The sequence below is a fragment of the Microbacterium sp. DWRC1-3 genome, from assembly GCF_049896645.1.
GTDB classification, from domain to species: domain Bacteria; phylum Actinomycetota; class Actinomycetes; order Actinomycetales; family Microbacteriaceae; genus Microbacterium; species Microbacterium maritypicum.
This window is the reverse complement of sequence record NZ_JAFCUS010000001.1, coordinates 2,549,690-2,560,385: the sequence shown is the minus strand read 5'-3', so window position 1 is coordinate 2,560,385 and position 10,696 is coordinate 2,549,690. Positions and strand designations below refer to the sequence as shown.

At 67.2% G+C, this 10,696-nt stretch carries 11 protein-coding genes; 6 read left to right on the top strand and 5 right to left on the bottom strand.

Annotated features, from left to right (window positions below):
• Nucleotides 1-10: 10 nt before the first annotated feature.
• The 3 genes from ACP699_RS12405 to ACP699_RS12395 form a co-directional block, all read right to left on the bottom strand.
• Nucleotides 11-916, bottom strand: coding sequence for a carbohydrate ABC transporter permease (locus ACP699_RS12405; protein WP_047523747.1), 906 nt, complete (start codon nt 914-916; stop codon nt 11-13).
• Complete coding sequence (locus ACP699_RS12400) at nt 913-1,818, bottom strand: carbohydrate ABC transporter permease (RefSeq protein ID WP_047523748.1); 906 nt, start codon at nt 1,816-1,818, stop codon at nt 913-915. The genes ACP699_RS12405 and ACP699_RS12400 overlap by 4 nt, the downstream gene beginning before the upstream one ends.
• Before the next feature lie 76 nt (nt 1,819-1,894).
• Nucleotides 1,895-3,136 (bottom strand): ABC transporter substrate-binding protein, encoded by a 1,242-nt coding sequence (locus tag ACP699_RS12395; RefSeq protein WP_017830075.1) that lies wholly within the window; start codon nt 3,134-3,136, stop codon nt 1,895-1,897.
• Nucleotides 3,137-3,325: 189 nt separating this feature from the next.
• Here ACP699_RS12395 and ACP699_RS12390 point away from each other — a divergent pair, with 189 nt between their 5' ends.
• From ACP699_RS12390 to ACP699_RS12380, 3 genes are read left to right on the top strand one after another with little or no spacing between them, the layout of a single operon-like run.
• A complete protein-coding gene (locus tag ACP699_RS12390) occupies nt 3,326-4,510 on the top strand; it encodes an ROK family protein (protein WP_426171401.1) in 1,185 nt (394 codons plus the stop codon).
• Nucleotides 4,507-5,520 carry a Gfo/Idh/MocA family protein gene (locus tag ACP699_RS12385; RefSeq protein WP_055875758.1) on the top strand — a complete coding sequence of 338 codons (1,014 nt, stop codon included), beginning with the start codon at nt 4,507-4,509 and terminating at the stop codon, nt 5,518-5,520. Before ACP699_RS12390 ends, ACP699_RS12385 begins: the two co-directional genes overlap by 4 nt.
• Nucleotides 5,517-6,542, top strand: a complete 1,026-nt coding sequence (locus ACP699_RS12380) for a Gfo/Idh/MocA family protein (protein WP_426171398.1) — start codon at nt 5,517-5,519, stop codon at nt 6,540-6,542. The genes ACP699_RS12385 and ACP699_RS12380 overlap by 4 nt, the downstream gene beginning before the upstream one ends.
• A 155-nt stretch (nt 6,543-6,697) precedes the next feature.
• On the opposite strand, the gene ACP699_RS12375 is transcribed toward ACP699_RS12380, so the two are convergent.
• Nucleotides 6,698-6,964: a hypothetical protein gene (locus tag ACP699_RS12375; RefSeq protein WP_055872001.1), complete on the bottom strand. Its 267-nt coding sequence runs from the start codon at nt 6,962-6,964 to the stop codon at nt 6,698-6,700.
• A 67-nt stretch (nt 6,965-7,031) separates the two neighbouring features.
• Nucleotides 7,032-8,045: a hypothetical protein gene (locus ACP699_RS12370; RefSeq protein ID WP_426171396.1), complete on the bottom strand. Its 1,014-nt coding sequence runs from the start codon at nt 8,043-8,045 to the stop codon at nt 7,032-7,034.
• Nucleotides 8,046-8,421: 376 nt separating this feature from the next.
• Between ACP699_RS12370 and ACP699_RS12365 the strand changes: the two genes are divergently transcribed.
• The 3 genes from ACP699_RS12365 to ACP699_RS12355 all read left to right on the top strand — a co-directional run bounded on the left by ACP699_RS12365 (nt 8,422) and on the right by ACP699_RS12355 (nt 10,692).
• The gene (locus ACP699_RS12365) at nt 8,422-8,772 is read left to right on the top strand and encodes a CorA family divalent cation transporter (protein WP_426171394.1); all 351 of its coding nucleotides are present in this window, start codon (nt 8,422-8,424) and stop codon (nt 8,770-8,772) included.
• Nucleotides 8,773-8,931: 159 nt separating this feature from the next.
• Nucleotides 8,932-9,393 (top strand): Gfo/Idh/MocA family oxidoreductase, encoded by a 462-nt coding sequence (locus tag ACP699_RS12360; protein WP_426171392.1) that lies wholly within the window; start codon nt 8,932-8,934, stop codon nt 9,391-9,393.
• 294 nt (nt 9,394-9,687) lie between these two features.
• On the top strand, nt 9,688-10,692 hold the full coding sequence (locus ACP699_RS12355) for a magnesium and cobalt transport protein CorA (protein ID WP_031205899.1): 1,005 nt from the start codon (nt 9,688-9,690) through the stop codon (nt 10,690-10,692).
• Nucleotides 10,693-10,696 lie beyond the last annotated feature (4 nt).

Here is a 10,696-nt window from a genome sequence, read left to right as displayed (position 1 = left end):
TCCCTTCTTCTCAGCCCTTGATACCCGTACCGGCCACGCCCTCCTGCACGTACCGCTGAGCGATGAGGTACGCGAGGAAGATGGGCAGCAGCGCCACGACGGATCCGGCGAGCATGGTGCTCAGCGGGACGTTCTGCTGCTGCAGCGACGAGATGCCGACGGTGAGTGTGAACATCGCGTTGGACTTCGCGATGATGAGCGGCCACAGGAAGTCGTTCCAGTGCCACAGGAAGACGAAGATGCCCAGCGTCGCCAGGATCGGCTTGCACAGCGGGAGCACGATCCGCAGGAAGATGCGGAACTCCCCCGCGCCGTCGATGCGGGCGGCCTCGAACAGCTCATCCGGCAGTCCCTGGATGAACTGCCGCATCAGGAAGACGGCCTGCGCGTTCGCGAGCGACGGCAGGATCAGACCCCAGTACGTGTCGACGCCGCCGAGGTTGGCCATGAGGATGAACGTCGGGATGAGGGTGACGTGGAACGGCACCATGACCATCGCCAGGAACGACCAGAACATCACCTCCTTGCCGCGGAAGCGCTTCTTCGCGAAGGCATAGCCGGCAAGTGCCGAGAGGAACAGCACGGCGACGACCGAGACGAGGGAGTAGATGAGCGTGTTGCCGAGCCAGCCGAGGATGTTCTGTCCCGCGAGCACCTGCTCGTAGGCCTCGAACGAGATGTCCTGGAAGGGCAGCAGGGAACCCGGGAGCTCGACGACCATGCCGGGCTTCAGGCTCAGCACGACCATCGCGTAGAACGGGAAGAAGCTGAGGATGCCGGCCAGGCTCAGCCAGATCCACCGGCCGACGATTCCCCATCCGGTGGGCTGGAGCGCACGGTAGGCGCGACGCTGCTTCGTCGACATCTTCGGCGGCGTCGCCGGTGCCTGGGTCGGAGGCTGCAACAGAGCGGTCATTTCTGCTTTCCGATCACCAGGCGCTGGATGAGCGCGACGACGAGGGTCATGATGAACAGGGCCACACCGATCGCGGCCGCGTAGCCGTAGTCGAAGTAGCGGAAGCCCTGGTCGTAGAGCATGTACACGAGCGAGTAGCTGGCGTTCGCCGGCCCGCCCTGGGTCATCACGTAGATGACGTCGAACACCTGGAAGGCGGCGGTCGTCTCGATCACCGCGAGGAAGAAGAAGGTCGGACGCAGCACCGGGAGGATGATGTACCGGAAGCGCTGCCAGGCGTTGGCGCCGTCGACCAGCGCCGCCTCCTCGAGCTCGCGGGGAACGTCCTGCAGCGCGGCGATGAGGATCATCATCCCGTAGCCGAAGCGCGACCAGACACCGACGACGACGATCGCGGGGATCACGAGCACGGTGCTGCCGAGCCATGATCCGCCGAGCCCCAGCGGCGCCATCAGCGCCGACCACGGACCGTTCGCGGAGAAGATCCAGACGAAGATCGACCCGGCCAGCACGAGAGAGGTGATGACGGGGAGGAAGAAGATCGAGCGGAAGAAGCGCGCGCCCCGGAAGGCCCGGCGCACACCCAGTGCCATCACGGTGGACAGCACGAGCGCGATCGGCACGGCGCACACCGTGTAGATGAGGGTGGTGCCCATCGCCCGCCAGAACAGCGGATCGGCGATCATGCGCTGGAAGTGGTCGAGACCACGCCACGAGATCTCACCCGTGATGTCGTAGTCGAAGAAGCTCAGGGCCACGCCGGCGATGCTCGGGCCGAAGCGGAAGGCGATGAACAGGAGGAAGGCGGGGAGCACGAACAGGAACGCGATCCGCGCCTCTCGTCGTGCGAGCACCCGGGTGACCCGCCCTGCGGGCCTCTTCGCCGTGGTTGCCGTCGTCATCAGTGATACCTCACGTGGGGGGAGTGAAGGGGTGCGGGGGCATGCGGAGTTCGGGCTCCGCATGCCCCCGATCGTGTTACTTCTTGATCAGCGGTGCCGCGGCTGTCGCGGCATCCTTCAGCGCAGCCTCCGGGGTCTTGTCCCCGAGGAGGGCTGCCTGGATCTCCGGCGCGAGCACGCCCATGAGCGCGCGGGACGAGGCGTTGAGCTCGCCCACCGTGGTGTCGGGGACGTACTTCTCGACCTCGCCGAGCAGCGGGTCGTCCGCGTACAGCGGGGCGGTGGTGCTGAGCGCCGAGAAGTAGCCGGCCGCCTTGAGGTACGGCTCGACCACGTCGGCGCCGGTGGCGTACTCGACGAACTTCGCCGCAGCGTCCTGCGCCTTGGAGCCCTTGAGCACCGAGAGCGATCCGACGGTGCCGTAGGCCACGGACTCCTTCTCGGTCAGCGGCGCCATCACCTTGACGTTCTCCTCGCCCCAGAAGGGCACGACCTCGTTGACCGCGTTGTTCCACGTGCACGCGACCTTGCCCTGGGCGACGGCGGTCTGCTCGAGCGGGACGTTGGTGGTGAGCGCCTCGGGGTCGAGAGCGCCCGCCTCGGCCAGGTCGGTGAGGAAGGTGAGCGCCTGCACGCCCTCCTTGCTGTCGAACCCGACGTCGCCGTCCTTCGTGTAGACCTCGCCACCGGCCTGCCACAGCAGCGGGTAGTACGTGAGGTTGAGGGTGTTCTCCGCGGATGCCGGGTAGTTCAGGGCGTACATGCCCTTCTCCGTGAAGGCGGGGGCCATCGCGGTGACGTCGTCCCAGGTCTCGGGGTACTCGGTGACGCCCGCGGCCTCGAACGCAGCGGCGTTGCAGATGAGGGGCTGGGCGCTGGTGAGGATCGGAGCCCCGAGGATGTCTCCGTCGAGCGTGACCGACTTCTTCACGTTCGGCAGCAGATCATCCTGGCGCTCGGTGCTCAACAGATCATTGAGCGGGGCGATCGACTTCTGGTACGCCGCGAGCTGGTCGGGGATGAGGTAGACGACGTCGGGGCCCTTGCCGGCCGCGATCGCGGTCTGGAGAGCCTCGTCGCGGTTCGCCCACGGGAAGATCTCGTACTTCACGTTGATGTTCTCGTTCTGCTTCTCGAAGTCGGCGATCGTCGAGTCCCAGAAGTCCTTGTGCACCGCCTCGTCGGCGATGACCGGGTAGAGCCAGACCGTGATGTCCTGCTCACCCTCTGCGGTGTTGCCTCCGCCGGCCGAACATCCGGCCAACAGGGTGGCGGCCGCGAATCCCGCGACGACGCCGGTGATCTTGCTGACGCGCATGGTGCTCCTTTGCTTATACCGTGCTGAGTACGGTTCATTATGACACTGCAATGGGATAATTCGTCAAGTACAAGTTCTCAGACCCGTGTTTCAGCCGTGTTTCCCGTTCGAGAACATCAAAGCTTGATCTGAGAATTGGGTGTGCTAATTTGATCGCACCCGACGACGGAGAAGAAGGAAGGACCGCACATGGCCGTGACCAGTCCGCTCTCGATCGTTGCGCGATCCGCTCTGCAGCTGCGCGATGTCGGGCCCGCGACCGTGAACGACCTGTCTCGTTCGCTCGAGATCTCGCGCACCTCGGTCGAGAACGCCGTGACCGTCCTGGCCGAGTCCGGGCTGATCGTCGACGCTCCTGCCCAGAACGGCGGCGGCGCCGGACGCCCCGCCCGCCGCTACTCCTTCCACGGCGCCGCGGGCACCGTGGTGGGGGTCGACATCGGGGTCGCGAGCGTGCGCGTGGTGCTCGCCGACCTGTCCGGACTCGTGATCGCGCAGCGCAGCTACTCCGGTGTGGCCGCGCAGCCCGACGGCGCCTCCAAGCTCGCCGCCGTGATCGACGATGTGCGCCGCACCCTCTCCGCCGTCTCCATCCCCGCCTCGAAGGTGCGCGCGGTCGGCGTCTCGCTCCCCGGCATCGTCGATGATGCGGGGCGCGTGACCACCTCCGTCGTCATCCCCGAATGGTCGGGCATCGACATCGGCTCCCAGCTGCGGCAGGCCTTCGGCTGTCCGGTCGCCGTCGACAACGGCGTGCGCCTCGCAGCTGTCGCGGAACACCACCTCGGTGTCGCGCAGCTGGTCGACGACGTGATCTACCTCTCGGTCGGCAACCGCATCGCGATGGGACTGATCCTCGGCGGACGCCCGCGGCGCGGCATCCACAACGCCGCCGGCGACATCGGCCGGCTCGCCTTCCGGGGGCTGAACACCGAGACGGGTCAGATCTCGTGGCGCACGGCGCCGACCGCGGCCGAGGTGTTCGCGAAAGCACGCGGGGGCGATGAGGCCGCCCAGCAGGAGCTCGACGGCTTCATCGACGAACTCGCCCACGGGATCGCCACCCTGACCATGACGGTCGACCCGGCCATGATCGTGATCGGCGGCGGACTGTCCGCAGCGCACGAGCAGCTGCTCGACCCGCTTCGGGCCGCCCTGCCCGGCCACCTCGGCCTGCCGTTCCAGGTGCCGATCGCCGAAGCGCGACTGGGCGCCGAGGCCGCCGCGCACGGAGCGGTCGTGCACGCGTTCCAGCGCCACGCCGCCGAGATCTACGGCATCGAGGACATGCCGGCCCCGCCGATCACCCCGCTGCCGATCGAGGCGGCCGGCACCGACGACACCACCGTCGAGAACACCGAGGAGAAGCAGTGAGCACGTTGAAGGTCGGACTCGTCGGCGCCGGGGGAATCTCCCGCGTGCACGCCGACGCCTGGCGGGCGCTCGGCGCCGAGGGGTACGTCACCTCTCTCGTGGGAGCCGAGGCGATCGCCGAGGAGTACGGATTCGAGCTGGTCCCCGATGTCGACACGCTCATCGGTCTGGTCGACATCGTCGACATCGTGACCCCGAGCAGCACCCACGCCGACTTCGCGCAGCGGGCCATCGCGCGCGGACTCGACGTGATCTGCGAGAAGCCGCTCGCGGCGACCGCCGAGGCCGCTGCGACCATCGCCCGCGCCGCAGAAGAGGCCGGTGTGCGGCTCTTCCCTGCCCACGTCGTGCGATACATGGGCGAGTACGCCCAGATCAAGGCGGGCATCGACGCCGGTCGCATCGGCACGCTCGCCGTGCAGCGGTTCAGCCGCGCAGGTTCCGCCCCGCAGACCCCGTGGTTCTTCTCGGAGAGCGCCGGTGGCGGCGTGATCCGCGACCTGATGATCCACGACATCGACCAGGCGGTCTGGTTCGCCGGTCCCGTCGCGACGGTCTATGCGGTGCAGAGCCCGCCGACGGTCGATGACCGCGTGCCCGCCCCCGTGACCTCGCATGTCGTGCTGACGCACCGCAACGGCGTGATCAGCCACATCCACGGCAGTTGGGTCGCGCCGGGCATGCCCTTCCGCACGAGCGTCGAGGTCGCAGGTTCCGAGGGACGCCTGCGCTACGACAGCGCCGAGGACAACGCGCTGCGCACCGACGCCGTGCTCCCCGAGGGTGACACCGACTATCTGCCGCCGATGTCTCCGCAGGAGAGTCCGTACTACGCCGAGATCGCCGACTTCGTCGCCGCTGTGCGCGAGGGCCGTGACGCGAGGGTCAGCCCCGCCGACGGCATCGAGGCCGTGGCCGTGGCCGAGGCCGCGTACGCCTCGATCGCCGTCGGAGCCCCGATCACCCTGCCCGAACGCTCCGCCGCCGACGCCGAGGAGGCCGCCCGATGAACACTCCCGTCCCGCTGCGGATCGCCGTGCTCTCGTTCGCGCACACGCACTCGCTCAGCTACGTGCACGCGCTGAAAGCGATGCCGGGCGTCGAGCTGGTCGCCGCCGATCCCGACGGCGCCGCGGCTGCCGACGACGCGCTCCGGGGCGCGGCCCTGGCCGCCGAGCTCGGCGTCGCGTACGTCGACACCTACGACGAGGCCTTCGCCTGGAAGCCCGACGCCGTGGTGATCGCCGCCGAGAACTCCCGCCACCGCGCCCTCGTCGAGCGCGCGGCCGCTGCCGGGGTGCACGTGCTGTGCGAGAAGCCGCTGGCCACCACGGTCGAGGATGCCGCCGCGATGCAGGAGGCCTGCGAGCGTGCCGGCGTGATCCTCATGGTCGCCTACCCTGTGCGCTTCGCGCCGAGCGTGCGCGACGCGATCACCGAGCTGCGCAGCGGTCGCCTCGGGAAGGTCCTCGGCGTCACCGGCATCAACAACGGGAAGCTCCCGCAGGACCGCGCCTGGTTCACCGATCCGGAACTGGCCGGAGGCGGCGCGCTCGTCGACCATGTCGTGCACTGCGCCGACCTGCTCGACGAGCTCCTGGGCGAGCGGGCCCAGTCGGTGCGCGCCGTGTCGAACAGCATCCTGCACGCCGAGCGCGAGCTCGAGGTCGAGACCGGCGGACTCGTCTCGATCCGGTACCCGAGCGGCGTCATCGCCACGATCGACTGCTCCTGGAGCTGGCCGATGAGCTCGGCCACCTGGGGAGGGCTGACCCTCCAGGTCGTCGCCGAGCGCGGCACCGTCACCGTCAGCCCCTTCGCCAAGGGCGTCGCCGGGCATGATGCGCACGGCGAGACCTGGAGCCCGGTGGGCGCCGACCTCGACGCGCTGCTGCTCGACGAGTTCGTGCACGCCGTGCGCGAGGGTCGGCAGCCGCAGCCCGACGCCGGCGTGGGCATCCGCACGGTCGAGATCGCCACGGCCGCCCAGGCCTCTGCGGCTCGCGGCGGCGAGGTCGTCACGCTCGCCTAAGTGTAGACAGATCGATTGCCTGAGGCGCCCCACAAATCTCAAGGAATCTGAGATCAAGACTCGTCTTCCAGATCTCACCGAGGGAAAGAAGAAGGTCCGTCGCGATCGCGGCGAATGAGTCCTTCAGCGGTGGATGGATTCAGTTTCGCGAACTGTCAGGATGAGTCAGTCGGCCGCTGCAATTCGGAGACCACAGCGAAGCACCAGAAGGTCACGACGATCGCGGCGAGAACAGCTATGCCCGCAACGACCCATGGGCTTGAGGAGATCGCCTCGTCCGTCAGCAGAAGGACGATCAACGCCGCCTCGGCCAGGGCTAGAACACCCAGGACGACGCGGGACAATCCCCTCGACTGGCCAGGACGCGGCATCAGCCCAATGGTTGACACAAGCAGGACGACAACCAAGATCACAGCCGTCATATGAGCCCCTCGAACGCCTTGTGGGTCCAGGGGAGCCGCCTCGCTCCACCTGGACCCACGCTACCAACTAGTTGGGAACGCAGAAGTACCCGTTCCTCACGATAGATGGGGCGAAAGGCAAAACGCCAGTGACCCAGGTGTGGCCAAAGTAGACACCCCGATTGTTCCAGTTGCAGGCGTTGATCGCAGCTGCACCGAAAGCAAGCAGCGCCCCAGCGAGAGCAATGACGTTCGTGGTCAACGTGCCAACCGCGGGGATGAGCGCAGTGATCCGGCTCGCCAAGAGAGCCGCGCTAGACCCGCCCAGAAGCAGCTTGGTGATCTGGCTGACCACCGTGTTGCTTGCGTACACATTCCATCCCCACCAGAACGTCGGGTCGGCGACAACCGGATAGCTGGTCCCGGGCCCATGCTCCACGTACTGGATCAGTTCGTTGCCAACGACTTCGTACCGAGTCTCGATCTCCGAACCATCTGCATCAGCCGCCCACGGAGCTCCCACATAGCCCACTTCAGCCGTGAAGGACACTTCATTGCCTTCTTCGTCAAGCCCGGTTGCCGTCCTTGACAGCGTGGCGGACCCATCTTCATTAAGGGTGATATCCAGATCCTCAGGCAGCTCGTAGGCGAAGGAAGTAGGTGCACTCGGCCCGTCGATAACTGTGCTCAGCCGAAGACCACCCTCAAGTGTCTGGACGACCGCTTGCACGCCGTCCCCATCAGCTACCACACTCCCGTCATCTGCAACCTCAGTTGCGGCCCCCTGAACAGGCTCCGGGAGACCAACGCTGATCCCAGTCAGGGCTCCCGCCCAATGCCCCGTTGGGGAAACATCAATGGGCATATCGACTGTACGCGGCACGGTGATCTGCGCTGCTTCAGAATCAGCGACAAACACTCCGTCACGAGCCTCGGGCGCAATAATCTCAGCATCTTCGGCGAGGGGGTGATTCTCCACCGCCGCGGCAACGGACTGAGCCGCATCCTCCGCTAAGTCGTCCTCGGCGGCAATAGCGGGAGTTCCCGCCAATACCAGAGAGACGGTTGTCAGCGCTACCAGAGCAACCTTGATCTTCTTCATCTCACATCCATTCAGTTCTAGCCGGCCGCTGCGCAGACAGCGCAACATCAAGACGGTGCAGCAAAAGTACCGACCACCGCAGGCCTACCGCTGTAGGCTTTTTGGGGGACAAGCTCATGGCCACCGGCCGGTTCGACGAAGGTCCATCAAACGTGCACAAAGGTCGCCATAGAGGTGTCGGGCCGCGCGACGGCAGATTTCCGGTGACAGTTACGACGCCGCCCTCGCTGCGTCGAGACTCCCTGCGCTCACGCGTTGACCTTCCGGTCCGCTTCGCACGTCCTTCCTCGCAGCCGTCGGCGGCGTCATCCGCCCACTGACGAATCCGCCCACGGTGCTCTCTGCCGCCGTGCCCCTGCGAGAACGGAGCCGCATCATGGCGCTCATCGACAACGGCGTGTACGTCCACGGACGTCGCGTGGAGACCCCCAAGAACCTGGACGAGACCTACCGGCTGCTGGATGCCGCCGGCGGAATCGCCTGGATCGGCCTGTACCGACCCAGCCCCGAGGAAGTGGCGTCCGTCGCTCGCGAGTTCGACCTGCATCCGCTCGCCGTCGAGGATGCGCTCTCCGGGCACCAGCGCTCGAAGGTGGAGCGCTACGGCGACACCCTGTTCGCCGTACTGCACCACCCGGAGCGCGAGCACAACAGCTGTCGCGCTTCCCTCAGCGACCCAGCGAGTGACTGCTTCGTTCACGGTGATTCCCCCATCAAAGTCACGTAGTCGGTGCGGCCGCGTAAGCTCAAGGGGCAGCACGAGTCACGCGGTCGGAGATGCCTTCCGGTACTGCACGTCCATTTGTGAGACCCAACGGGTCTCACAAATGACGCAGGCCAGTCCGATCCGGAACTGGCCGGAGGCGGCGCGCTGGTCGACCACGTCGTGCACTGCGCCGACCTGCTCGACGAGCTCCTGGGCGAGCGGGCCCAGTCGGTGCGCGCCGTGTCCAACAGCATCCTGCACGCCGAGCGCGAGCTCGAGGTCGAGACCGGCGGAATCGTCTCGATCCGGTACCCGAGCGGCGTCATCGCCACGATCGACTGCTCCTGGAGCTGGCCGATGAGCTCGGCCACCTGGGGCGGGCTGACCCTCCAGGTCGTCGCCGAGCGTGGCACCGTCACCGTCAGCCCCTTCGCCAAGGGCGTCGCCGGGCATGATGCGCACGGCGAGACCTGGAGCCCGGTGGGCGCCGACCTCGACGCGCTGCTGCTCGACGAGTTCGTGCACGCCGTACGCGAGGGCCGGCAGCCGCAGCCCGACGCCGGCGTGGGCATCCGCACGGTCGAGATCGCCACGGCCGCTCAGGCCTCTGCCTCCCGCGGTGGCGAGGTCATCACGCTCTGAGCTCGCTCCGGGCGGGAAGGCGCGACGGGCCGGACACCCGACTCCCAGCAGACAGGGGTATGCTGACCCGTTGGGTCGTCCGACCCCGAAGAGTCCCGAAAGGCGGTGATGGCGATGTCCGGTGATAGTTACGACGCCGCCTTCGCTGCGTCGAGACTCCCTGCGTTCACGCGTTGACCTTCCGGTCCGCTTTCGCACGTCCTTCCTCGCAGCCGTCGGCGGCGTCATCCGCCCCTGACGAATCCGCGCACGGTGCTCTCTGCCGCCGTGCCCCTGCGAGAACGGAGCCGCATCATGGCGCTCATCGACAACGGCGTGTACGTCCACGGACGTCGCGTGGAGACCCCCAAGAACCTGGACGAGACCTACCGGCTGCTGGATGCGGCCGGCGGGATCGCCTGGATCGGCCTGTACCGGCCCAGCCCCGAGGAAGTGGCGTCCGTCGCTCGCGAGTTCGACCTGCATCCGCTCGCCGTCGAGGATGCGCTCTCCGGGCACCAGCGCTCGAAGGTGGAGCGCTACGGCGACACCCTGTTCGCCGTGCTGCGCCCCGCGCGCTACCGCGATGAGCAGGAGTCGATCGAGTTCGGCGAGCTGCACCTGTTCGTCGGCCCCGACTTCGTGGTGACGATCCGGCATGCCGAGTCGCCCAACCTCGCCGCCGTGCGCGCCCGCATGGAGGCGAACCCCGCGCTGCTCGCGATGGGCCCCGAGGCCGTGCTGTACGCGATCCTCGACGAGGTCGTCGACGGGTACGAGCCGATCGTGGCGGGGCTCCTCAACGACATCGACGAGATCGAGGACCAGCTCTTCGGCGACGGCGACGACGACAGCGCTCTCTCCCGCCGCATCTACGAGCTGTCCCGCGAGGTCATCAACTTCCAGCGCGCCGTGCACCCCCTGAACGGGATGCTGGAGTGGCTGCGCCGCGGTTCCGAGAAGTACCGCATCGACGAGGAGCTGCAGCGCTCCCTGCGTGACGTGCTCGACCACACGATCCGCGTGAACGAGAAGATCGACTCCTTCCGCGCGATCCTCGAGAACGCGCTGACCGTGCACTCCGCGCTCGTCGCCCGCCGGCAGACCGAGGCCGGGCTCGCGCAGAACGACGAGATCAAGAAGATCTCCTCCTGGGCCGCGATCATCTTCGCGCCGACGCTGGTCGGCACGGTGTACGGCATGAACTTCGATGTGATGCCCGAGCTGCACTGGGCGTTCGGCTACCCGATGGCCATCGGTGCGATGGTCGCCTTCGCCGTCGGTCTGTTCGGGGTGTTCAAGTACAAGAAGTGGCTCTGATCGC

Bases quoted from the DNA above. Each gene is read 5' to 3' on its own strand.
- ACP699_RS12405 (WP_047523747.1), bottom strand. From the start codon at position 916: ATGACCGCTCTGTTGCAGCCTCCGACCCAGGCACCGGCGACGCCGCCG.
- ACP699_RS12400 (WP_047523748.1), bottom strand. From the start codon at position 1,818: ATGACGACGGCAACCACGGCGAAGAGGCCCGCAGGGCGGGTCACCCGG.
- ACP699_RS12395 (WP_017830075.1), bottom strand. From the start codon at position 3,136: ATGCGCGTCAGCAAGATCACCGGCGTCGTCGCGGGATTCGCGGCCGCC.
- ACP699_RS12390 (WP_426171401.1), top strand. From the start codon at position 3,326: ATGGCCGTGACCAGTCCGCTCTCGATCGTTGCGCGATCCGCTCTGCAG.
- ACP699_RS12380 (WP_426171398.1), top strand. From the start codon at position 5,517: ATGAACACTCCCGTCCCGCTGCGGATCGCCGTGCTCTCGTTCGCGCAC.
- ACP699_RS12375 (WP_055872001.1), bottom strand. From the start codon at position 6,964: ATGACGGCTGTGATCTTGGTTGTCGTCCTGCTTGTGTCAACCATTGGG.
- ACP699_RS12370 (WP_426171396.1), bottom strand. From the start codon at position 8,045: ATGAAGAAGATCAAGGTTGCTCTGGTAGCGCTGACAACCGTCTCTCTG.
- ACP699_RS12365 (WP_426171394.1), top strand. From the start codon at position 8,422: ATGGCGCTCATCGACAACGGCGTGTACGTCCACGGACGTCGCGTGGAG.
- ACP699_RS12355 (WP_031205899.1), top strand. From the start codon at position 9,688: ATGGCGCTCATCGACAACGGCGTGTACGTCCACGGACGTCGCGTGGAG.